This window comes from Pseudomonas sp. LBUM1669 (genome assembly GCF_059695705.1).
In genome coordinates this window covers 226,031-249,053 of the sequence record NZ_CP166785.1, presented here as the reverse complement: position 1 = coordinate 249,053, position 23,023 = coordinate 226,031, and the positions used below count along the sequence as shown (strand labels likewise).

Sequence of the window (23,023 nt, the reverse complement as noted above, 5' to 3'; positions counted from 1 at the left end):
AATCCACGGTATGACTTCCTCGCCCAATCTCGATCAAATGACTCCCGACCAACTGCGTGCATTCGCTGCGCAGCTGCTGTCGCAAGTCGAGACCATGGGCAGAACGGTCGAAACCATGGGCAAGAAGATCAACCGCGATCAAACGGTGATCGAGAAGCTGACCCACGAGATCGCACAGCTCAAGCGTTTGAAGTTTGCCAAGCGCAGTGAGCAGATGAATCCTGAGCAGGCCAGCCTGCTGGATGACCTGATCGATACCGATATTGCGGCGATTGAGGCCGAGCTTCAGGCGTTGCAAATAGCACCAGCGGCGACCGAGAAAAAGCAAAAGCCCAAGCGCACGGCATTGCCGGCAGAATTCCCGCGCACGTTGATCCATCACGAACCGGACAACACTCACTGCCCATGCGGCTGCGCACTGAAGCGCATCGGTGAAGATGTCAGCGAAAAGCTGGACTACACGCCGGGCGTGTTCACCGTTGAGCGCCATGTTCGTGGCAAGTGGGTTTGCGATGACTGCGAAACACTGATCCAGGCGCCGGTTCCGGCGCAGGTCATCGACAAGGGCATTCCGACCGCCGGGCTGCTTGCCCACGTCATGATCGCCAAGTTTGCCGACCACCTGCCTCTTTACCGTCAGGAATCGATTTTTGGTCGGGCTGGCTTGGCGATTCCACGTTCGACGTTGGCCCAATGGGTTGGCATGACGGGCGTGCAGTTGCAGCCCTTGGTCGATGCCTTGCGTGACGTAGTGATCGGGCAACAGGTCGTGCACGCGGATGAAACACCCGTGCAAATGCTCGCTCCGGGCTCGAAGAAAACCCACCGCTCTTATGTTTGGGCGTACGCCACCAGCCAGTTCTGCGAAACAGCCGCTGTCGTTTATGACTTCAGCCCCAGCCGCGCCGATGAGCATGCTCGTAACTTCCTGCAAGGCTGGAAAGGCAAGTTGGTCTGCGACGATTTTGGCGGTTATAAGGCCAGCTTCGAACTCGGCGTGACCGAGATCGGCTGCATGGCCCACGCCCGGCGCAAGTTCTTCGAGTTGCACGCAACGAACAAGAGCCAGATCGCCGAGCAGGCGCTGCGCTACATCCAGTTGTTGTACGAAATCGAGAGCGAAGTGCGTGACCTGGAGCCGGATTTACGATGCCGGATACGGCAAGAAAAAGCCGCACCGGTGATGAATAGGCTGCATGCCTGGATGATTGCCCAGCGTGAACTTGTGCCCGAAGGTTCGGCCATCAGCAGAGCACTCGATTACAGCCTCAAACGCTGGGCAGCGCTGTCGCGCTACCTCAATGACGGGGCCGTACCCATTGATAATAATTGGGCGGAGAACCAGATCCGACCATGGGCCCTTGGACGCAAGAACTGGCTCTTCGCCGGATCGCTACGCAGCGGAAAAAGGGCGGCGGCGATCATGAGCTTGATCCAGTCTGCGCGGCTGAATGGTCATGATCCGTACGCCTATCTAAAGGATGTTCTCACGCGCCTGCCGACGCAGCGGGCGAGTGAAATCGAGCAGCTGCTTCCGCATAAGTGGCAGCCGGTTTAATCACGCAAGACGTGATGCCCGGACGCATACCACCCAACCGATGGCTTCACGATCGCAACAGTCCAGGGCAAAGGTCACGCTCAGCTTGGCGTTATCATCACAGCGAAACTCAAACCCGTCCGAGCACCACCGCGTATCGCTGGTGGCCACGGCAATTCGGCCTTCGTGACGGCGTGCCACACCCGGTTGTTTAACCCGTCGCTCCAGCAGCAACTGATGATCGCGCATGACGCGATAAACCCGCTTGACGTTGATCGGCGCCTGACTCTACTTTTCACGCCGACGACGCAGCAACCCCCACACACGGCGGTAGCCATAGCTGGGCAGCTCACTCACTTCAGCCTGAATTTCTTCGACCCGTGCGGCATCGTCCAGCGCAGGGCGACGCCGCTCGGGCCGTGCCGCAGGGTTGAGTCGAACCGTTAACTGCGAGCGCGCTACACCGAGACTTTCACTGATCAGCTTCACTGGTCGTCCCCCGGCAACAAGGGTGAGTGCGCAATCCATTTTCGCGACCGAGCAATCTCCACAGCTTCCTGGAGGATCTCGACCTGCATGGTTTTCTTGCCGAGCATGCGCTGTAGCTCCCTGATCTGCTTGAGCGCATCGGTCAGCTCGGAAGCAGGCACCACGCTCTCGCCAGCACTGACGGCCGAGAGACTGCCGCTCTGATAGAGCTTGCGCCACTGAAACAGCTGGTTGGCATTAACGCCATTCTGCCGAGCCACCACCGAGACGCTTTGCCCCGGTTGCAGGCTCTCGCGAACCATGGCCAGTTTTTGCTCCGGGCTCCAGCGGCGACGCCGCTCCTGACCCAAAAGCTCCCCACCCTTATCGTTTCTATTAGTCATATACACAGTCGTTTGCCTATCCCTTATGTTAAGGGGGAAACGGTGTCCTGTCTTTCAGGGGGCTCGTCCATACCGTTGGACGTTGCCATGCGAAGTCGTTCAGTTACCTGGTACTTCTACTTCGGCCTTGGCCATCAGATAACGTTTAGACTCACGCTCATACAGAGAGACCAGTGTAATCCGCACGTTGATCGGTGTTTGCTCCCACTCTTCAGCACTCGGCGCATAACCGGCCCATTGAGGATCTTCCTGCATCTTCCGAATAGACAGCCAAAGTTGTTCGTTCAGGTCCTTAGAATTGAAAAAATCTTCAGCAGTGAAATGCTCTGCGAGGAGGTAGACCTGAATGAGAGGAAGGCCCAGAAACTCAGCAATTTTTTGAAGCTTCTCTTTACCCAGCGATTTGATTTGGCGGTTGCCATTCGCCAATGAGTTCCAGTAGATCTGCGTCACGCCGACGATATCGGCGATCGCTCTATCCTGAAGGCCGCGCTCTACAATGGCCTTTTTGATCATTTTGATCAGACGAGCGCCTTCGATTTTATTGCGATCACGGGGCGAGGTCTCATCGTCGTTCGTCAATCCTGCTTCCGCAGCCGTCTGCGCTTCTCGCGCCAACTGGGCATCCGCTAACGCCTTTTTAGCTACCGCCGAAATTCTAACTTTCGGGTTGGTTTTAGCCGGCTCGACGGTACTCGCAGCTACTGTTGCCGTTTCAGGAGCAGGCTTCTTTGCCGCGGCGGAAGAGCGCACTCTTGAAGTGGTCTTTTCTTTAGCCGGAGTAGCTTTAGGTGTAGAAGCTTTTGCAGTGCTAGCAGCTACCGGTTTTTTTGATGGAGCCCGAGGCTTGCTCTGCGGCTTTTTTGTTTCGGTTGGACTAGCAGGAGTCGAATCTACATTTTTTGCTGAAGCGCGAGACCGCCCTTGCGTAGAGCCACTTGGTTTCTTGTCGCTAGGTTTTGTCATGGTTACGGCTCCAGTGTGTTCGCGTTGGGGTCGAAGTGTGGGCGCCCCTTGTATAAATAAAGCAGGGAAATGCCATTATATGTGAAAATTAATTCTACACAATTAACAACAAGATTCAATCTCTTGTTCATGTGAAACAAGAGACTCACTGCCCAGTTTTTAAACCTCAACATTGAGGGAGGTCCCCCCTAATAGGGGAGGTTAGAGGAGAAAATGCCCTCAAAATAGAAGGCGCATCCGAGGGATAGAGAGACGCCCTGTACCGGTTCCTACTGGAGAACAACATCCAGGCACTGACCGCCGATCCTCACCGGTGAATGGGAGCAGAAACTGCGTTTGATGGAGAAGGGCCAGTACAGCCGGGCGACCTTCAAACAGGAGCTGTCCGAACTGACGATCCAGATTTTCGACACCATCAAAGAAAAGTATGCCGGCATCACCGTCAAGGAACTCAATGCCCCATGCCCAAAGTGCGGTGGCGCCGTGGAAGTCCAAGCCAAGACGTTCGCCTGCGCTATGCAGTGCGGTTTTTCGATCTGGCGTGAAATTGCCAAGCGGACCCTCAAGGTTTCAGAAGCGGAGACCTTACTGGCAGAGAAACTGGTGCTTGGCCTGAAGGGTTTTGTCAGCACAAATTCTGGAAAAAATTCGAAGCTGGATTACGGCTTCTTGATGACGGCAAGGCGGAATTCTATTTCGATCCGACCGCCAACACCAAGGATTCGAAGGGCAATGTAGTGACCTGCCCGAAATGTCAGGGCTCCATGCGCCGGATCAAAACCGCTACTGGGTTTTTCTGGGGATGCTCTGACAGGGATTCGTGCAAGCACACAATGAACGATCGCAACGGAGATCCAATCGAGCGGCCTAGGGCCCATGAATGCCCAGAGTGCGGTAAGCCCATGTACTTGCGGAACGCCGATAAATCTCCCTTCTGGGGATGCAGCGGATTTGTTAAGGGGGCGGCGGCTGCAACAACACCCTGAAGGATAATGACGGAACACCGGTACCGAAATCATCACCTGCGCCGGCCCCGCGCCCCTAAAGCCTGACCAAACATCCAATTCCCAACAGATGCCTGATGAGGTGTTTTTGTGAACGCAAACAACAGAATCATCCGAGCGGCCTGTCTTGTCTTGTCTTGTCTTGTCTTGTCTTTGGTTTTTGGTGGCTGGTGTTCACGCTGGTGGAGTTTGGAGGCAAGCCTTTAGAGGGGCGCCCACAGAATTCGGAAAAAATCGTACGCTAAGGTTTTCGACTGCTGCCTCCGCCTCCAGTAATAGTCGTCAGCCTGATCCAGATATGTTCCAAAACAGTGGCGACAAGTATTAAAAACAACTCCGTACTCACCGGCATCAATCAGCCCTCGCTTGCCCCCCGCCCAGGATAAGCCCGCCGACCTTGGGTCTTTGCATCATCGGGCCGTGAGCCGATTGAACGCCAATGCCTGAGCGAGCGAAGAACTCATCGAAGCTGGATTTGGCGTTTGGCGTTTGGCGTTTGGCACAATCGGCGCGTCGCTTGACGCATTCAGTAGCGCGCCTTAATTCGCGAACTTTTATCCTGACCTCGGAAAAGTATTGGGTAAGGAAAAACCGATTCCGAATGGGGTAAATCGCGCCTTGCTGACAACAGTAACCTTGCAAATTCGACATGAGCTGACAAAACTAGCCTTTAGCGCCGTAAGGTTGCGTTCCCTTCGTGTGCTCATTGTTTGTACTGGCGGTTAATGCATCAAGCGTTCATCAGATGAATGCCACCATACAAGGGTAAATTCAGAAAATTCCTACATTAAATCGGTGACCCGGAGCCTATAGTTCAATCCCATTTAGGTGGGGGGGCGCGAGACTAGGAAAATCGCAGGACCGGAAACCCCGTTTAACGAGGTTCGAGTGTTTTTACCTCACTGGCCTCGCCATTTGTTTTGCCTAAGTCTCTGCTTGCCGCTGAGCTCGGCACAGGGCTGCGGCCCGAATTTTCCCCAGCGGTTATCGGACAGCCGTGGTCAGTCACCAGCGGAATTGACTGAGGCCATTTCAGTTTCGAGGTCAGCTGCCTTGGCCACGCCCGCCATCCCTGGATTTGAGAATCCTCACCGGGGCGGCCTTGTATGTGTGACGCGGAGAACACCGCCCACCGCCCATCGCATATAATCCGAGTAAGTAAAAACAGAAAATTATAATTATTCCAGTTGGCTTGATACAAAAAGAGAAAGTAAAAAATGATCTCATGCCCGCGCGCCAGAGTCGTTGTTGGTTTTGCGCTTTGCCCATCGATACTTGGCCTTATTCATGGGTTTATTCAGGAATACACGTCTATAGACACTCTAGTTACCAATGCGCTAGCTGAAGTAGGCGCTATTACAATGGTTTATGGCGCCTATGGGTTGCTCCTCGGTATTTTATTTTCCTATTTACAATTACATAAAACAATTCTTTCTCTGCTTTTTGTCTCGTTCTTCACAGGCATCACGGTAACTCTTTGGTCTCTCATATTATTCGGCACTGGAGAGGAGTCAGGCTACGGAACTGATTCCGGCAAGCCCATTAGCGCATGGTCCTTCCCCATACATGTTTTTATTGTCGGAAGCCTATTTTCTTTTTTTGTCAGCCTAATAATTCTTCCGAAAGAAACGTAAGGAATATCGTAACTCACAGACTTTGATTAAACCAGCGACAACCAAAATAATATTTATTGCCAATTAAGCGAGATGATTTTGTGAAATGCATTACCATAGTAGTAACTATTCTAACTTGTGCGCTATTGGCAAGTTGCGACAGTGTGGACTTCATCGAAAAACCCGAACCACTACCAGCCGAGTTTGCAGATTACAAGGGCATTGATGAAGTTTCGTAGTTCGGAAATTTTACCATTGAAAAATTCAAAGGCTCCTCCGGCCCGACTGAACACAAGTTTGACGAAGATACAAACAATGTCATCATTAAAGTGACTGCGAAAATTGACGACGACCATCGTCAAACTTCCTTCTATAAATTGGACCCTTCGGGAAAAATTATTGATACTCATCAGTTTATGATGAGTTACTTGATCGCTGATGCCACCGGTGACGAAGAATGGGTTGGTAATAATTTTTTGGTAAATAAAGAGCTGGGATATTATACGACCTGGTCATTGAATGGTAGCAATATAAAAAGACCGTTTATTGAAATTAATGCCGATCGAAACTGGAACGAAGACAAGGTCCGCGAGCACTATAGCGATATTGTCATGAAAAGTGCATATCTGGATGACGTTGAAACATGGGAAAATGTCTCAGAAGGAAAAAACAAAAAACGTATAGCCAAAGTGTACTACCTAAGAAGTACAGGTAAATGGTACATGTTATATGGAAACTCATTAACTGAAGATGGGTATGGACGACCTTTGTCTGGCTTCAATAATACTTTGTTCGAGAATTTTACCAGCAATGAACGTTTCTTCGGACGCTATATTCCACCAAGCAATATTACGATACCTTATTTTCAAAAACTTAAATATGAAAAGTATTGCGCTACAAATCAGGTCGGCTGCAGTATGTTTTACAGCTGGGGCGGGATGGGATATTACAATGTGGCGATAGGTGGAAGTATTCTGAAATTTAAAAACAAAGGCTCCCTGTCGACAACTGAGTTTAAAAACAAAGTGTTCCCACCAAAAGAAAGCTTGCTTGTTAGTTTTGCCTATTTCACGCACCAGAATTTGAAGTATGCGCTGTTTTCAGCTAACGACGTGCTTTATATAATTAAGCAAAAGAAGTCAGCAAATCAAGGGCGGCAAAGACAATAATGCTCACAAACTTCCGATTTTTGCTTAAAGTTAGCTGCAACTGTGCTTGCATTCATCGACGCATGCTTCCACTCCATTACTACGTGCTCACATTAACTGCAACCAGCAGTTGGGGGACTGAGGGCAATGAAAGTGCGCGGCAACCACGGCGTCAGACGCGGTCTTTCTCCCAGCTGATGCATTCCATAGCGCTTCTGATTGAGTGAACCTTTACCCTGTGGTCTTACGTGAAATCGCTTAGGGTGTCATTTCGCCCCCAGACGGAACTGGACTGGCCCCTATCAAACCGGACACCTGCACCCCGTTAAATTGATGCCGCTGCCAAACGCCCAAACTCCCGTGGTGAACGGTATTTCAGCGCGCTGTGCGGATGCTCCTCGTTGTAATGCTCAAAGGCAATTGTCAGGTTTCGCAAGGCTGTTTCCCGGTCAGGTTTGGGCATGTGGGCGACGTAGTCGCGCTTCATCGTTTTGACGAAGCTCTCGGCCATTCCATTGCTTTGCGGGCTGCGCACCGGTGTCGTCACCGGCTGCAAGCCAATCTGTCGGGCAAACTGGCGTGTCTGCTCAGCGATGTAGGCCGAGCCGTTATCGCTCAGCCATTGCACCGGGGTGGCAGGTGGTTCTTCACCGAAGCGTGTTTCCACCGCTTCCAGCATCAGATCGCGGATATCGTCGCCGCTGTACCCGGTCGGGCTGGCCACCCAACGTATGCGTCCGGCCAAGTCATCTACCCAACCCCGCAAAGCCGGGACATGGTGTGCACTTAAATTTAGGGTAACCGCTCCATGAACCCCACATTCAAAGCCGCCAATTGATCCCGGATGCTGTGCTCCCGATTCCTTTCTGGAGCCCATCCGCCATGATGCGACCCGACGCAAAAGTCGAAAAAGTGTATCTGTACCCCAAGCCCGTCGACTTCCGAAAATCAATTGATGGCCTGGCTGCGCTGGTCGAGCTGGACATCAAGGTCGCCGTGTTTGACCCGGTGCTCTTCGTCTTCCTCAACAAACCGCGCAACCGCGTGAAGATTTTGTACTGGGAGCGCAACGGCTTCTGCCTTTGGCTCAAGCGCCTTGAATCTGAGCGATTCAAAACATCGCCCGATGCCACCGACGAGGCGATTGTCCTAACTGTTCAGGAACTCAACTGGATGCTCGACGGTTTCGACCTCTGGCGTAACCGTCCTCATCAGGTTTTGACGCCGCGATTCGTGGCCTGATTCGTTATAATCCAGGGCATGATTTCAATGCCCAAAGATCTTCCTGACGATCCTGCGCTGCTCAAGCAATTGCTAGAGCAAATGCTGCTTGAGCGCGAGTCTAACAAGGGCCGTATTGTTCATCTTGAAGAAGAAAACGCGCTGCTGCGTCAGCGCCTGTTCGGACGCAAGTCCGAACAAACAGCCGATCCGGCCACGCCGCAGTTAGCTCTTTTCAACGAAACTGAAAGCATCGCCGAACCCGTCGGCGAAGACGCTGAAGAAGAGGTCGTCGGTCCAGCCAGGCGTCGCGGTAAACGAAAGCCGCTGCCCGCCGACCTGCCACGTATCGAAGTCATCCACGAACTTCCCGAGGATGAACTGACTTGCGTTTGCGGCTGCCGCAAACACGCCATTGGCGAAGAAGTCAGCGAGCAGCTTGAAATCGTGCCGATGCAGATTCGCGTTATCAAACATGTGCGCAAAGTTTATGGCTGCCGCGATTGTGAGACCGCACCGGTCACTGCGGATAAGCCGGCTCAACTGATTGAAAAAAGCATGGCCAGCCCAAGTGTTCTGGCGATGCTGCTGACCACCAAGTACGTGGACGGTCTGCCGCTTCACCGTTTTGAAAAAGTACTAGGCCGCCACGGCATCGATATTCCGCGCCAGACCCTGGCTCGCTGGGTTATCCAGTGCGGCGAGCACTTCCAGCCGCTGCTGAATTTAATGCGCGATAGCCTGTTGGCCAGCCGTGTCATCCACTGCGATGAAACACGCGTACAGGTGTTGAAAGAGCCTGACCGAGAGCCGAGCAGTCAGTCCTGGATGTGGGTGCAAACCGGCGGCCCGCCAGACAAACCGGTGATCCTTTTCGACTACTCCACCAGCCGAGCGCAGGAGGTACCGTCGCGCCTGCTCGAAGGTTATCGCGGCTACGTCATGACTGACGATTACGCGGGTTACAACGCGCTGGGAGCACAGGCCGGAGTTGAACGTTTAGGGTGTTGGGCTCACGCACGGCGTAAATTTGTCGAAGCGCAAAAAGTACAGCCCAAGGGCAAGACAGGACGGGCCGACATCGCATTGAAGTTGATCAGTAAACTATATGGCATCGAGATCGCCTACAAACGGAGTGGTGATGAGGCGCGGAAAAGAGGCCGCCAGGAGTTGAGCGCCAGCGTGCTGAGTCAACTGAAAGACTGGATGCTAAAGACGCTGCCGTACGTGACTACACAGAACGCATTGGGCAAAGCCGTCAGCTACTTGGCAAACAACTGGAACAAACTCGAGCGGTACGTCGAGGAAGGTTACTTGCCCATCGACAACAACGCCGCAGAACGTGCAATACGGCCGTTCGTTATCGGAAGAAAAAACTGGTTGTTTAGCGACACGCCAAAAGGGGCGACGGCTAGCGCTCAACTTTACAGCTTGGTCGAGACTGCTAAAGCCAACGGCCAAGAGCCCTATGCGTGGCTGCGCCACGCACTTGAGCGCCTGCCAATGGCGGCTTCGGTGGAAGATTACGAAGCCCTGCTACCTTGGAAATGCGCACCCCAATCTCATAGCTAACCGCACCGCCCACCTTTGACTAGGTGGGTTTTATGGAGCGCTTACGAAACACCTACTCATCTCTGAGTTAGCTCTCATTATGGTTTTAAATACTGGTATCGTTAATCAAGGTTCTATTTTAAATTTCTCTGTTGAGTAAACGGTACTTTTGATGAAAATTGGCTATGCGCGGGTGAGCACTCGGGATCAGAACGCTGACCTCCAGATCGATGCTCTGAAAAAGGCAGGGTGCGAGCGGATCTATCAAGACGTTGCCAGTGGCTCAAAAAGCGCGCGTCCGGAATTGGATAAATTATTGGCTCATGTGCGGGCCGGTGATGCCGTGGTGATTTGGAAGCTGGATCGTCTGGGACGTTCGCTCAAGCACCTGGTGGAATTGGTCGGTGAATTGGCCGCTCGCAACGTTGGACTGCAAAGTTTGAATGACCCCATCGACACCACTCACGCACAAGGCCGCTTTGTGTTCAACCTGTTCGCTTCGCTGGCAGAGTTCGAGCGCGAATTGATCCGTGAGCGCACACAAGCAGGCTTGTCCGCTGCACGGTCACGTGGTCGAGTCGGTGGCCGTCCGAAGGGGCTGCCCGCTCAAGCGGAAGCGACGGCTATGGCCGCAGAAACGCTGTATCGAGAGGGTCGGCTAAGCGTGAGCGCCATTGGCAAGAGACTGCACATTTCCAAAAGCACGCTTTACCGCTACCTCCGGCATCGCGGCATAACGATCGGCGCATCTGCAAAAATCTCCCAGCATCTTGGCATAACAGCCCCACCGGTAGTGGACGATGCCGAACGGATCGCGTCGGTCATATTGCGTCTGGCCGTCGAGAACAACAGTAAGTTCGTGCGTGGCAAAAAGCGGGCAAAGGATTACATCGAGCGTTACTGCCTGGAACCCTATGGCATGAAGCCGCTGGAGTCGGGCAACTACGCGCTGAGCATCCCATATCGCAACGATGAGGCACTGGATAAGACGGTACATGATCTGCTGATCGAGATCAGCCAAGAGGCCGAGATGCGTAATTGCTTTATCGAGGCGGATGCCTGGGAAGAAGGCTCTGAACGGCGGTGGTAGGGCTTACGTTGGTTTTTGGTTCCATTGCTCCCCAAACCCCGGCAACAGGTCGTGCATGCCGATGAAACACCGGTGCAGATGCTGGCTCCGGGCTCGAAGAAAACCCACCGTTCTTATGTTTGGGCTTACGCCACCAGCCAGTTCTGCTAAACAGCCGCTGTCGTATACGACTTCAGCCCCAGCCGCGCCGGTGAGCATGCTCGCAACTTCCTGCAAGGCTGGAAAGGTAAGTTGGTCTGCGATGATTTTGGCGGTTACAAGGCCCGCTTTGAACTCGGCGTGACCGAGAACGACGCAGATCGCTCATGGGGTTGTTCGGTACATCGTTTCGGGTGGTCCGGGCTCACCGGCGCCGGGACCGCTCGGCGGTGTTGAAATGTGCCATCGTTAGTGACGGACCTTTAAAGCCGCTGCCGCCCCTGAATTCAGGGGAGTTGCCGTTCCCCAGATGTGCCATCGTTAGTGCTTGATGGTTCGGATGGCACAATTGGTCAAGTCGGCGCTGCTTTTGCTCCGTCACAGATGGCGAATCATTACTCCGAAAATAGATGCTTCCGGCTTTGCCAGAAATTTGCGTAATCCGGTTCTGCAAGATTGCGTATCCAGGGAATGGTGCCTACGCGTTCACTGACCTTCATCAGAACCGATGTAAATTGGCAGTAGTCGCCTGCATGGACTCTGACCTTAGCTCCAGACAGCAAGCCTTCGGTCACATGACGCCGTTCGATAACCACCGCATCACCCAGCACAGCATCGAACCATTCCTCGTCCATTCCCTTCGCCGGGACAGCTTTGACTGGCCACAACCGCCCAAGGTCTTTTGAAGTGTCTTCAAACCAGATGGCCAATTCCACGTACACGGGCAGGCGATACCGATCTTCCCTGATCGGTGCTGCTGATCCTTGCTCAAGTACCGCTGGGCCCGTTTCTGCCGTTGCAGGTAGAAAAATGCCGGTCAAATGCCGCAAAAATGAAAAAGAGAACATTTGTACTCCGCCAGTGAAAATGAAGCCTTGGCCACAAAAGCCAAAGCCGGATTACAGAAATACGGACTGGACAGCCTGCGGCGCCGGCTCAGCAGTTCGGGCGCCCTTCCGACCCGACTTCTTGCCTCGGCCTGGAGTATTCAGGCTCTCGCCGTACAGCTCACACAAACTCGCCAGATGCTCACCGTTCAGAAGGCGGTGGGTTTGGCTCAAGCGCAGCAAGATCGCTTTAGGCTTACCGGTACCGCAGCGGGCGATCGAGGGGGAATCCTGCCTCTGGCACCGGTGGCAGCTCGGCGTCGATTACGGTCGAGCGCATGGCCAACCACCGGGTACGGTCGGAATCTCGCGCATGGTGAAAGTTCACGCTGCCGATGATCGCCATGGGATTCACATTCAGCGCGGTAGCGACCTGCCAGGCGTGGTAGTTGTCGAGCAGGTCCTTGCCGGTGCGCCAGCGTGAAAACTGGGTTGGGCTTACGCTCAGGAACTCCGCCGCCGTCACATCGCCATGGAACCCTTTGGCCTGTTTGAGTTGATCCAGCCAACTCGCCGCCGACTTCACCAACTTCACATTCGGGCTACCGGTGTCGTTGGCGAACGTCGTAGATCGCTTCGAGCGTTGGGACAATGCGGCGGCGCCAGCGGCAGCGGCCAAGCGCAGATTGGCGGTCAGCTGCACCCGGTCGTCATCGCACTCGCGGCCGGTTTCATCAAGCCGGGCGGACAGGTTGACCAGAATGCCGATCGAACGATTTGTCAGAGCCTCGTTGCTTGCCATCTCTCCTACCTCCTCGGTACAGGTATCGCCATTGCGCCAAGGCGTGCCATGCTCAGGCGGGCCGGTGACACGAATGCCCCGGCCCTACCCTGGCGCAGATCTACAGCTTCAGGTCCTTTCGGATCTGGGCCGCCACCAACGAAGTGCAAACGCTTGGTGCCAAGCTAGGCTACCGCGCTGGCAAACAGTTTGGCGTTGGTACGGCCGATGATTGCGTATGGCTGGGTACGGTCTACCTCGAAGCGAGTAGTGAGGTCCAATCGCGACGATCGCACCGGTTCCTGCTCACACTAGCCTTCAAAAGGCCGCTGAATGGATAATAGATCCTCGCCACCTAAACAGCTCATCGATGCTCATGCGTCCTAGCCTTCATTCGCCAGGCGCAAGCGATTCACGCCAAAGACGGGGTGACTAACTCCCACGGCAAAGGGGGCTTGATCTTTTCGATCCACATCAACTGACCCGCGGCGTTGTCCATCAATCGGTTCCTGAATACCCCGAGCGGTGGGCCAGGCCTTAACTATTTTCGCCCCGTCTTCAAGAAGTAGTTCCGTCACCTGACGCCCTACATGAACGCTATGACCCAGTTGGCAAGCGAGAGGCAACCGGTAGAACTGACTGAAGCGTAGTGCGTACCAGTTATCTCTGAGCCGGTGACGGAGCGCTTCGCTCGTCCAGCCCTCACTACTACCTTTCGTTTGTTTCCGTTTCAACTCCTTTATGTCAACTAGCCTCCTACCGCAGTGTGTTTGTGACTGCATTCGTGAGCACGTCATGAGTATCAGTTGACACCTTAAATTGCCGATATAGCGGCTTAAATTATTATTTTTGCTTTTTTCTGAGGTTATCGATTGGCAGTGCCTGAACGCTGTCTTCAAATAGGTCTCTGCTTACTTAAGTAAGTCACCACCATTTGCAGAACTTGGTGAGTCACTTGCTGTGAAGGAGGCGTATCGTGATAGAGGACTGTAGGCATTGGTTAACCTGGAGCGTGATTTGTTGAACTGTGGGCATTTGCGTCTACTTATGCCAGTACTCAGCGAGGTGGAAGATCGACTTTCTCCTGCAGTCTGGACCCGACCGTGATTGGCTGGCCCCCTTCCTTTGTTCCACTGCTCCGCTTTTGAGCATTCGAATGTCCTGAGTCACAGTGACAATTTGGTGCGGAAAAGACTTAGCCATCCTGGCGAGCACATCGTCGAGGTTCACGGGTGGGTTTGAATCTTCAGGCATAACAATCTCCCTATTGCGCTAAAGGTGAGTGGGTTTTCTTGCCTCTACTCGATGGCGTCAGGTCCGATGCTGGTTCGCATGACTTCGCCGAGCGCCTGACCGAGGTCGGCGCTTGAGCCCTCGGTGTAATCTGGCCAAGGCGCAAAGGGCGCCCCACCAAATTGGTTAAAGAGAAATCCAGTTGGGCACCGATATTTGGCAGGCTCTCCCTCAACATAATTGGCAATAATGATGTCGCTTTCGCACTTCATGTCATGCACTTCCGAGCGAAAACTCCGAAATTCACCATGCCAGAATGAGAGTCGACAAAGGAGAACTGTTTACCAGCGGCGACAGCTCCAACACCGCCTAAACAAATGCCTATGACACAAACCCTCATCGATCAGAAATACGCGGCCTTGTCAGTCCTCCAAATCCGAAAAAGCCCATACATGGCTTGAAGGACGATCAAAGAGGCTCCGACCAGGGAGATGATCACCGAGACGGTTCCTTGCGTCGCCGTCAGCCCCCCACCCGACTGAAACATGTAGGCGTCATAGAATGACGACCAGATTGGGGCACCCATCATCAAAGGTGCTACTGCCCACACAAACGACCGATGGAAGCCGTGAATGTCTCCGAGCAATATCGGCCTCATCATCTTGTAGGACGCCAGGGCAAGCAGAAGGGTACAGGCAGTGAAGTACATGATCAGTCCATGTCAAAAGGCTCATTGAAATTCAGGATCTGTCATATTTACTCGTTGTTAAATCATCGGCGTCCCCGTCCGACCTCACAGCCTGGTACACCCTTTGACGCTGCCGCACTGATATCGCTGGCGCGTTCGGTCATAAGATTGGCGCAAGCGGGCGATCTTCTCAGGGGGAAAACCTTTATCTTTATTTTGATGCCGTTAAATGGAGATGCTTTTTAAATCTCTCTAGTTGTAAAAAATCAACTTTTGATTTCTTTTCACTGGCTGATATCCGTGCCGCGCCTGATGATTATCTGGCTGTGACGGCCTTGTCATGCCCTGCTAACCGATGCTGGCGCTTCTAAAACGAGCTGCACTCGCGCAAGCGCACATTATTTTTGCGGGGAAACCCTGCGTCCTTTTCAGAAAATTCCTACATCTACTTATGTCGGCAGTCCCAATACTTGGCGTTTTTAAAGCGCCTTCGGTTTGATCAATAGCCGGGTGTGCTTAACCACTAATTTGGCCCGATCAAGCCAAGCTTACACATCAGGGATGGGGTTGGTATGCGGGCAAATCACCTCAACAAGAGGTTGTTTTCGTGGGCGCTATTGGGTGGCTTGAGTGCACTCGGTTCAGCCCAGGCCGCTCCCGAGCCCAATCCTGGTGACCAGGGCCTGATTCGCGAACGGCAGGAACGCTTGCTGGAACAGCAGCAACGCCGGCTCGAAGAACTCAAGACGCTGCCGGGTAAAGCAGCTCAGCCCACCCCACCCGTGGCACCGGTCGACACCCGTTGCTTCTCGATCAAAGACATCGAGCTGAAGGGGGCCGACAGCCTGTCCGCCGGTGAGCGCGGGCGTCTGCTCAAACCCTACATCGGCCAATGCCTGGGCGTCACCCAGCTCAACGAACTGCTGAAGGTCATCACCGATCACTACATCGACAACGGCCTGGTCACCAGCCGTGCTTACTTGCCACAACAGGATCTGTCCGGTGGGCACCTGAAGGTACTGGTAGTCGAGGGCAAGCTCGAAGGACTGAAAGGCGCGGACGGCAGCCAGCTGTCGGACCGTGAACTGGCCATGGCCTTTCCCGGCAAAACCGGCGACTTGGTCAACCTGCGTGAAATCGAACAGCTGGTCGATCAACTCAACCGCTTGCCGTCGTATCAGGCGCAGATGGAGTTGGCCCCCGGCAAAGACGTCGGCGGCAGTGAGGTGCTGGTCAAGAACACCCCGCAAAAGCCTTGGCGTGCGGGGTTTTCACGCAGCAACGACGGGCAGAAAAGCACCGGCCAGCAGCAATGGGGCACGACCTTCGATTGGGACAGCCCGTTGGGTCTGGCGGATCAACTGTCGTTGCGCGGCGGCCATGATGCGGTGAGCGATCACCAGCACACCTCTCAAAACGCCATGCTCTATTACAACTTGCCGTGGGGCTGGTGGAACTTCAGTTACAGCTACAGCCAGAGCGAGTACCGCTCGCTGGCCGAGGCCAACGGCTTTAATTTCAAACAAACCGGCGACAGCCAGACCCATCAGCTGCGCGCCGAGCGGGTGATCCATCGCGATGCGATGAGCAAGACCTCGCTCAGCGCCGGGGTGTCGACCTTGCGCAGCAACAACTTCATTGAAGACAGCAAACTGGCCCTGAGCAGTAACCGCATCAGCGAAGCGCAGGTTGGCCTCAACCATGGTCGGCGCATCGGCAGTGCCTTCGTCAACCTGGACGTGGGCATGCAGGACGGGATCGGCGCGTTCGATGCACAAGCCAATCACGATCCCGGTCCCGGCGAACCCGACGCCCGTTACCGCAAATACACCGCCACCTTGAGCTACCTGCAACCGTTCAAGGTGTGGGACGAGGCCTTCAGCTTCAGCAGCCTGATGACCGGCCAGCACAGTGAAGACGTGTTGTTTAGCCCACAACGCACCAGCCTCGGCCTGTCGTTGATTCGCGGTTACCAGGACCAATCCTTGTCCGGTGACAGCGGCGGCTACTGGCGCAACGACCTGCGTTGGAGCCGTCCCGTAACGTTGGAATGGCTACACCCGGTGTTCGCCGAATACGGCACCAGCCTCGGTTATGACCAAGGCGTGATCACCCATGGTCATTACAACGGTGATCAGCATGGCCGCCTGTCCAGCAATTCATGGGAGCTGTTTGCGCGCGGTCAGTACCTGTCGCCAGCGTGACCTTTGCCCATTCATTGGAGCGCCCCGAGGCGCTGACCGAGCACGAGGCGCCGATCTATTTCAGCCTGGGAGTTTCTTTGTAGTCCGCTAGGTAGAGGCCGGCGGTCGCGGTACCTGAAGCCATACAAACAATAAAAATGAGCGATAGAGGGCACTACACATCATGGGCAATACATCGAGAACCTGGTGTCTCGCTTGGGTCTTGCTGCTGATGGTTATGACCCTGATGGGCTGCAAACAAAAATCGAGGCGCCCCGCCTGGGACGGTTATTACCCCCCGGCGCATCTGCAATACCAGGAGGATGCGGCACAAGAGCTGATCGAGATCCTGGAGGCCGACGTTGAGGACATCAAGGCAGAAGGCGGTGTAGTGCCGCCCGGTTACTACGCCCAGCTAGGCCTGTTGTATTTCAACCTGGGTAAAACCGAGCAAATGCGTCAGCGGCTCAAGGCGGAACAGGACCCTTTTCCAGACTCGACCGCTGTCATGAACGACCTGATGAACAACGCCAAGGCGGTGGAGCAGCCTGAGCCGGTCGATGCACCCGGTCCACCGGATGCGCTGATTGAGTCCCCCGCACGCAACGATTCCAGTCTTGAGCGGTTTTCGTTGATTCTTGCCTTTCTTCGCAGTGATGCGCGGCCCCTTATTTTTTGAGTGATTCACATGGACGTTCGCCAGTTGACCTTGCCAGTATCTCAGCCCTCGGCCGCCGTCGTGCCGCGTGAGCAGTTTTTGGGCATGCCCAAGCGTGGACTGGCGTTCTTGCTGGCAAACGTCATGTTCTGGCAGCCCATCTGGGCGCAGGCTGACGGCATTGCGGTCAGTGGACCGGGCACGTCCTTGGTCCACGCCGGCAATAGCGTGCCCATCGTCAACATTGCCGCCCCTAATGCCAGCGGTCTGTCGCACAACCAGTTCCAGGACTACAACGTCGGCGCCAACAGGGTCATTCTCAACAATGCCACGGTGCGCACGCAGCCGACGCAGCTGGGCGGGATCATTCAGGGTAACCCGAACCTCAACGGTACCGCCGCGCAAATCATCCTCAACGAGGTCAATGGCGGTCGCCCGAGCCAGCTCAACGGCTACACGGAAGTAGCGGGGCAATCGGCCCGCCTGATCGTCGCCAACCCTTACGGCATTAGCTGCAACGGCTGCGGCTTCATCATCACCCCTCGGGTGACCCTGACCACCGGCAAGCCGGTGTTGAACGGTGCCGGCGGCCTCGACCACTACCAGGTCGACGGTGGCAGCGTATCGATTGACGGCGTCGGCCTGAATGCCAACAACGTCGACGTGCAATTAAGTGCCGCCAGCCTTGCCAATGCCTCTGGCACCGTGCAAAACCAGGGTGCTTTGGCGCTGACCCTCACGGGCGACATCGATAACCGAATGGGGCGCCTGATCGCGCAAAACAACGATCTGTTGCTCAATGCTGGCAACGTCGATAACCGGGGCGGTGTCCTCTCCAGCCTGACCGGCGCGGTCAGCGCCTGGCTGTCCGGCATGTTGAATAACGGCCAGGGCGGCATTGTGCAGGGCCAGTCGCTGGACCTCACCGCACAAGGCGGCATCGACAACACAACCGGGCGTCTCGCCGCGCAAACCGGTGACGCGCTGATTCACACCAGCAGTTTTAACAACACCACCGGCGGCCTCTATGCCACCGGTGGGATCAATCTCACCGGCAGTTCGCTGGACAACAGCAACGGCCAGATTGCCGGTGATCAAATTGACCTGGCCCTCAGCGGCGCCCTCAGCAACCGCCTGGGCATTGTTGAAAGTGGCAGCACCCTGAACGTCACTGCCGCCAGCGTCGATAACCAGAGCGACAAACTGCGCGCCCTGGGCACCAGCGGGCAAACCCGTTTCCAGATCGGCGGCCTGTTCGACAACCAGAATGGCACCTTGGAAAGCGCCAACACCGACCTGATTCTCGCCACCGGCAATCTTCTCAACGCCAACGGTACGGTGTTGCACGTCGGCACTGGCACCTTCGACATCGACAGCCGCCAGGCCATGGCGGCGGGTGGCAGCCTGGTCACGCGTGGTGCATTGAGCCTCATCGGTAATGGCTTGACCAACCGCAGTGTGATCCAGGCGGGACGGCTGACCCTTAACCTGAACAACTTCAGCCAAACTGCTGACGGCCAGTTGCTCGCCTCGGACAGCCTCATCGGTACCGGTGTCAACTGGAACAACGACGGCCTGATTGCCAGTGACGGCAGTATCCACCTGACGCTGGGCGGCGCTTACTCGGGCAACGGGCGCCTGAGTGCGGCGGGTGATCTGACCCTGAACAGCGATCAGGTGTCGCTGAGCAACACCGCCAGCATTGCCGCTGGAGGCACGACCACCCTCAACGTCGGCGGTCCGCTGATCAACTACGGGCGCCTCACCTCCAGTGGTGACCTGATCCTCAATGCCGACAGCCTCGCTAACTACGGCACCTTGGGCAGCGCGCAATCACTCACTGTCACCACCCCTTCCTTGCTTAACGACCACGGTCTGATTTTCAGCGGCGGTGATATGTCGTTGCGCGTATCCGACTTCACCAACAGCTACGCCGACGTCTATAGCCTGGGCAAGCTGAGCATTGATCGCGACGGCAACGGCGGCTGGGCTAACAGCATCATCAACAGTTCATCGTCGATCCAGAGCGATGGCGCCATGAGCCTCGCGGCCAGCACCATTCAGAACGTGCGGGCGTTGTTGACCGTGAACAATGCCGGGATCTACACCACTCAAGCCTACGAACTCACCTGCATCGAAGGCGTCAACGCCGGCGACTGCAGTGGCAAACAAAACCACGCTTGGGAGATCGTGACCCGCGAAAAACTGGAAGTCACCGCTGCGAGCGCCGCTTCCAGCATCACTGCCGGTGGCAACCTCAGCCTCACTGGCGGCAACTTGCTCAATGCGAGCAGCACTATCGCCACCAGCGGCAATCTGACGGCGGTGCTGAATAACCTGACCAACAGCGGCGTCGAAACCAGCGACACCGAGTACACCCGCCAATTCATGAGCGAGCGGACCAACAACGCCAGCAACCTGTACAACGCCGCCGCAGGGATCACCGATCAGTACTGGTATCAAAGCGCTCACTACGACCCCAACAACCTGGGTGGCATTGATGCGGCAATTGCCAACTTCATCGCCATGACGGAGCGCGAGCTCACCGAATTCAACACCACGACCAAACTGTCGACGGGCGACCAATCCTATGCAGCGGTGATTCAAGCGGCAGGCGCGGTCAACATCACCACCCAGAACAATTTCGACAACAGCACCGTCCGCGCCGGTTATACCTATGTCGGCAGCGGTACTAAGACCAATACCGATACGGCGGGCAGCGCTTATTCCACCCCCGTTTCGCTTAATCAGCAACTGTCTCCGGACCTGGCACAACAGCAGGTCAATCCCACGACGCTGCCGGGCTTCAGCCTGCCCACCGGGCAAAACGGTTTGTTCCGCCTGAGTGAACAGGACTCCTCAACTGGTAGCACCGGACCCCAGAGCTGGACCTTAGGCGGGGCCAACCTGCTGATTGGCCAGCACCAGGATGCCGGCACCAGCGTGGCACGGGTACGCGGCGTGCCCACCAGCAGTGGCGGCTCCCACCCACAGAAGTACCTGATTGAAACCAACCCGGTCCTGACCGACCTCAAGCAGTTCATGAGCTCGGACTACCTGCTCGGTGCCCTCGGCTACGACCCCGACCAAAGCGCCCGGCGTCTGGGTGATGGCTTCTACGAACAGACCCTGATCTGGCAAGCCATTGTCGCTCGCACCGGGCAGCGTTTTCTGGAGGGTGAAACCTCCGATGAGGCGCAGTTCCGCTACCTGATGGACAACGCGATCGCCAGCAAGGACGCGCTGAATCTGTCGGTCGGCGTCAGCCTAACCGTCGAACAGGTCGCGGCTCTGAAGGATCTGCACCAGGAGAGCCACGAGAAGAGCAGCAGCGATCTGGCGTGGCAATCGGCCAAGGGTAAGGGCAACATCGATGAAACACTGCGCCGGAGTGAGCTGACGGCCAACGGTCAGACCGTTATCAATGCGGTCAACGGCTTGCACATCGACTTCAAGCAGATCGACCAGAAGTCGGTGAGTGAAACCATCGACACCATGGTGCAGGCCGACCCGAGCCTAGCGAGGTTGAAGGATGCAGAAGCCCGCGGTGATGTGAATTGGCAGCAGGTCAAAGAGATTCACGACTCCTTTGACTACAGCAGTTCCGGCCTCGGTGCCGGAGCTATGCTGGCCATCATCATTGTGGTGGCGGCCTTAACAGCTGGAGCCGCCAGTGCACTGGCGGCATCCGCGGGCAGCGCAGTGGGGGCTGGTGGCATCATGGCTGCCGCGACAGTGGGAACGGCGGCCGGGCTGGGCAACATTATTGCCACTTCGGTGCTGACCGCGATGGCCGGCAACACCACTGTCAGTTCGATCAATAACAAAGGCAACCTGGGTTCGACCTTCGCGGATACGTTCAGCAGCGAGAGCATGAAAAACTACATCATCGCCGGCGTGACCGCAGGTCTCGCTGCCGGGGTGTTTAACGGTTGGACGGGAACCGAGACCAGCGCTGGGATACCCTTGACCGATTCCACCAGTGGGGCCTTGGCCAACACCGGTAAGGTCACGGTGCCCGCTCCCGGTGGTCTGAGCAGTCTGGAAGCCATCAGCCAGTTTGCTGCGAACCAGGCACTGCAAAACACAACATCTGCCTTGCTCAATATAGCCTTGGGCCGCGATAGTAGCCAGGGCGATGCCTTGCAAAACAGTTTGGTCAACGCATTCGCTGCTTACGGTTTCAATTTGGTCGGGGATACCTGATTGCCTAATGGCAGTCTGGCCAAGATCGGTTTGCATGCGCTGATGGGGGGCTTAGCTGCGTTGGCCGCAGGCAGTGACTTTAAAACGGGCGCCTTGGCCGCCGGGGTCAATGAAGCCCTGGTCGATGACATGGCCAAAAGCTATGCCAGCTTACCCCAAGAGGAACGAGACCGCCTGCTGACGATGAACTCGCAGTTGGTGGGATTGCTGGTGACCGCTGCTCAAGACCCAGATGCGGATAGCAATAAGCTGCAAAGGGGATCATGGGTTGCGCAGAGCGGTACGCAATATAACTACCTGAATCACCAGGACGTAAAGGACCTGGAAAAAGCGCTGAGTGAATGTCAACCAACAGGCCATTGCGATGCGGTTCGGGCGGAGTTTGCCCAGCGCGATACGGCTAACACGGAGAGGCTCAATAACTGTGACGCGACAGGTAACTGTGCGCAAATTCGGGCTGAAATTGATGAAGGCTCTCATGCCTTGAGTGCGCTGTATCTAAACAGCGACTCGAGCATTGTGGCTGATTTCATGCGTAAAAATACCAGCGACTGGCTCAATGCCAACTCGCGAACAGCCATTGACCACCTTCCACCAGGCGACCCGGCCAATGCAGTGAAAACTTTGGCGGCAGCGGGTGTCATCGTTGTGGCTCCTGAACTGATTCCTCTGCTGGGAGAGTGGGCCGTAGCAGGAGCGACGACTTGCGCCGCCAACCCAGTATTGTGCGCGAATGAAGTGGCGATCTGGACTGCTGATGTTGGCATGTCGGAGGCGCTTCCCGCTGGCCTAGGCGCCGCAGCGGGAGGATTGACTGCCCAGGAACTGAGCAATCTTCGTGGTTTGATGGAGATTGAAGCGAACACAGAGACTAAACTGACGGCTGATCAGATTGGCACTGTTATGGGGCAGGAAGCGCTGGCTGCAAAAGGTGTTCCTCCCCAAGTGGCAGCGGAAGGGCAAATTGGCGGAGAAACCTTCAAAGATGTTAACCAGACTGCTAGGCCTATCTCCCAAGCAGACCCAACCCAACTTACTTTGATTGCGGATAGGGTCGCAGATAAAACTGCGGCTAATGCAGGAAAGAATTACCCGAATGGAAATATGGCAAATGCTCACACAGAGATTGGCGTCATCCAGCAGGCATATAATTCTGGCAAAACCGCTGGTGCAAAAATGTCCATGACTGTTGCTGGAAAAGATGTGTGCGGTTATTGCAAAGGTGACATTGCTGCTGCCGCGGAAAAGGCCGGATTGAGATCTCTTACTGTCCAGGCTGTAGATAATACTACCTGACTTCCATAAAT

At 55.3% G+C, this 23,023-nt stretch carries 16 protein-coding genes and 3 pseudogenes; 13 read left to right on the top strand and 6 right to left on the bottom strand.

What is annotated here, in order from left to right:
- Nucleotides 1–10: 10 nt before the first annotated feature.
- The gene (gene tnpC / locus ACA051_RS31020; protein ID WP_497375766.1) at nt 11–1,558 is read left to right on the top strand and encodes an IS66 family transposase; all 1,548 of its coding nucleotides are present in this window, start codon (nt 11–13) and stop codon (nt 1,556–1,558) included.
- Nucleotides 1,559–1,591: 33 nt separating this feature from the next.
- Here the strand turns inward: tnpC (ACA051_RS31020) and ACA051_RS31015 are convergent.
- Both ACA051_RS31015 and ACA051_RS31010 read right to left on the bottom strand, forming a co-directional pair.
- Nucleotides 1,592–2,409, bottom strand: a pseudogene (locus tag ACA051_RS31015) (transposase); the annotation flags it as partial.
- A 99-nt stretch (nt 2,410–2,508) separates the two neighbouring features.
- Nucleotides 2,509–3,375, bottom strand: coding sequence for a hypothetical protein (locus ACA051_RS31010; protein ID WP_497375764.1), 867 nt, complete (start codon nt 3,373–3,375; stop codon nt 2,509–2,511).
- Nucleotides 3,376–3,714: 339 nt separating this feature from the next.
- Here ACA051_RS31010 and ACA051_RS31005 point away from each other — a divergent pair, with 339 nt between their 5' ends.
- The 4 genes from ACA051_RS31005 (at nt 3,715) to ACA051_RS30990 (ending at nt 7,161) form a co-directional block, all read left to right on the top strand.
- Nucleotides 3,715–4,113, top strand: a complete 399-nt coding sequence (locus ACA051_RS31005; protein ID WP_497375762.1) for a topoisomerase C-terminal repeat-containing protein — start codon at nt 3,715–3,717, stop codon at nt 4,111–4,113.
- A gap of 26 nt (nt 4,114–4,139) precedes the next feature.
- Complete coding sequence (locus tag ACA051_RS31000; protein WP_497375760.1) at nt 4,140–4,361, top strand: topoisomerase DNA-binding C4 zinc finger domain-containing protein; 222 nt, start codon at nt 4,140–4,142, stop codon at nt 4,359–4,361.
- Between the two features lie 1,235 nt (nt 4,362–5,596).
- On the top strand, nt 5,597–6,013 hold the full coding sequence (locus ACA051_RS30995; protein ID WP_497375758.1) for a hypothetical protein: 417 nt from the start codon (nt 5,597–5,599) through the stop codon (nt 6,011–6,013).
- Nucleotides 6,014–6,321: 308 nt separating this feature from the next.
- Nucleotides 6,322–7,161 carry a hypothetical protein gene (locus ACA051_RS30990; RefSeq protein WP_497375756.1) on the top strand — a complete coding sequence of 280 codons (840 nt, stop codon included), beginning with the start codon at nt 6,322–6,324 and terminating at the stop codon, nt 7,159–7,161.
- A 304-nt stretch (nt 7,162–7,465) separates the two neighbouring features.
- Here ACA051_RS30990 and ACA051_RS30985 read toward each other — a convergent pair whose 3' ends face one another.
- Nucleotides 7,466–8,017, bottom strand: coding sequence for an integrase core domain-containing protein (locus ACA051_RS30985; protein WP_497375754.1), 552 nt, complete (start codon nt 8,015–8,017; stop codon nt 7,466–7,468).
- A gap of 5 nt (nt 8,018–8,022) precedes the next feature.
- Between ACA051_RS30985 and tnpB the strand changes: the two genes are divergently transcribed.
- From tnpB to ACA051_RS30965, 4 genes and pseudogenes are all read left to right on the top strand, one after another.
- Entirely contained in the window at nt 8,023–8,382 is a 360-nt protein-coding gene (gene tnpB, locus ACA051_RS30980; RefSeq protein WP_024647222.1) for an IS66 family insertion sequence element accessory protein TnpB, read from the top strand.
- Between the two features lie 18 nt (nt 8,383–8,400).
- Nucleotides 8,401–9,933: an IS66 family transposase gene (tnpC, locus tag ACA051_RS30975; RefSeq protein WP_497370753.1), complete on the top strand. Its 1,533-nt coding sequence runs from the start codon at nt 8,401–8,403 to the stop codon at nt 9,931–9,933.
- Between the two features lie 151 nt (nt 9,934–10,084).
- Complete coding sequence (locus tag ACA051_RS30970) at nt 10,085–11,002, top strand: recombinase family protein (protein ID WP_497375752.1); 918 nt, start codon at nt 10,085–10,087, stop codon at nt 11,000–11,002.
- Nucleotides 11,003–11,044: 42 nt separating this feature from the next.
- Nucleotides 11,045–11,326, top strand: a pseudogene (locus tag ACA051_RS30965) (IS66 family transposase); the annotation flags it as partial.
- A 209-nt stretch (nt 11,327–11,535) separates the two neighbouring features.
- Here ACA051_RS30965 and ACA051_RS30960 read toward each other — a convergent pair.
- The 3 genes from ACA051_RS30960 to ACA051_RS30950 form a co-directional block, all read right to left on the bottom strand.
- On the bottom strand, nt 11,536–11,988 hold the full coding sequence (locus ACA051_RS30960) for a hypothetical protein (protein WP_497375750.1): 453 nt from the start codon (nt 11,986–11,988) through the stop codon (nt 11,536–11,538).
- A gap of 235 nt (nt 11,989–12,223) precedes the next feature.
- Complete coding sequence (locus tag ACA051_RS30955; protein ID WP_497375748.1) at nt 12,224–12,769, bottom strand: hypothetical protein; 546 nt, start codon at nt 12,767–12,769, stop codon at nt 12,224–12,226.
- Nucleotides 12,770–14,384: 1,615 nt separating this feature from the next.
- On the bottom strand, nt 14,385–14,690 hold the full coding sequence (locus ACA051_RS30950; protein WP_497375746.1) for a hypothetical protein: 306 nt from the start codon (nt 14,688–14,690) through the stop codon (nt 14,385–14,387).
- Between the two features lie 551 nt (nt 14,691–15,241).
- Between ACA051_RS30950 and ACA051_RS30945 the strand changes: the two are divergent.
- From ACA051_RS30945 to ACA051_RS30930, 4 genes and pseudogenes are all read left to right on the top strand, one after another.
- Nucleotides 15,242–16,956 (top strand): annotated as a pseudogene (locus tag ACA051_RS30945) (ShlB/FhaC/HecB family hemolysin secretion/activation protein).
- Nucleotides 16,957–17,090: 134 nt separating this feature from the next.
- Nucleotides 17,091–17,531, top strand: coding sequence for a DUF4810 domain-containing protein (locus ACA051_RS30940; protein ID WP_497375744.1), 441 nt, complete (start codon nt 17,091–17,093; stop codon nt 17,529–17,531).
- Between the two features lie 9 nt (nt 17,532–17,540).
- Nucleotides 17,541–21,716 (top strand): two-partner secretion domain-containing protein, encoded by a 4,176-nt coding sequence (locus ACA051_RS30935; protein WP_497375742.1) that lies wholly within the window; start codon nt 17,541–17,543, stop codon nt 21,714–21,716.
- Nucleotides 21,717–23,012: a cytidine deaminase-like fold-containing protein gene (locus ACA051_RS30930; RefSeq protein WP_497375741.1), complete on the top strand. Its 1,296-nt coding sequence runs from the start codon at nt 21,717–21,719 to the stop codon at nt 23,010–23,012.
- The last annotated feature ends 11 nt before the right edge of the window (nt 23,013–23,023 follow it).

Bases quoted from the DNA above. Each gene is read 5' to 3' on its own strand.
- tnpC (WP_497375766.1), top strand. From the start codon at position 11: ATGACTTCCTCGCCCAATCTCGATCAAATGACTCCCGACCAACTGCGT.
- ACA051_RS31000 (WP_497375760.1), top strand. From the start codon at position 4,140: ATGCGCCGGATCAAAACCGCTACTGGGTTTTTCTGGGGATGCTCTGAC.
- tnpB (WP_024647222.1), top strand. From the start codon at position 8,023: ATGATGCGACCCGACGCAAAAGTCGAAAAAGTGTATCTGTACCCCAAG.
- ACA051_RS31010 (WP_497375764.1), bottom strand. From the start codon at position 3,375: ATGACAAAACCTAGCGACAAGAAACCAAGTGGCTCTACGCAAGGGCGG.
- ACA051_RS30935 (WP_497375742.1), top strand. From the start codon at position 17,541: ATGGACGTTCGCCAGTTGACCTTGCCAGTATCTCAGCCCTCGGCCGCC.
- tnpC (WP_497370753.1), top strand. From the start codon at position 8,401: ATGATTTCAATGCCCAAAGATCTTCCTGACGATCCTGCGCTGCTCAAG.
- ACA051_RS30955 (WP_497375748.1), bottom strand. From the start codon at position 12,769: ATGGCAAGCAACGAGGCTCTGACAAATCGTTCGATCGGCATTCTGGTC.
- ACA051_RS30995 (WP_497375758.1), top strand. From the start codon at position 5,597: ATGATCTCATGCCCGCGCGCCAGAGTCGTTGTTGGTTTTGCGCTTTGC.
- ACA051_RS30940 (WP_497375744.1), top strand. From the start codon at position 17,091: ATGACCCTGATGGGCTGCAAACAAAAATCGAGGCGCCCCGCCTGGGAC.
- ACA051_RS30960 (WP_497375750.1), bottom strand. From the start codon at position 11,988: ATGTTCTCTTTTTCATTTTTGCGGCATTTGACCGGCATTTTTCTACCT.
- ACA051_RS30950 (WP_497375746.1), bottom strand. From the start codon at position 14,690: ATGTACTTCACTGCCTGTACCCTTCTGCTTGCCCTGGCGTCCTACAAG.
- ACA051_RS30970 (WP_497375752.1), top strand. From the start codon at position 10,085: ATGAAAATTGGCTATGCGCGGGTGAGCACTCGGGATCAGAACGCTGAC.
- ACA051_RS31005 (WP_497375762.1), top strand. From the start codon at position 3,715: ATGGAGAAGGGCCAGTACAGCCGGGCGACCTTCAAACAGGAGCTGTCC.
- ACA051_RS30985 (WP_497375754.1), bottom strand. From the start codon at position 8,017: ATGGGCTCCAGAAAGGAATCGGGAGCACAGCATCCGGGATCAATTGGC.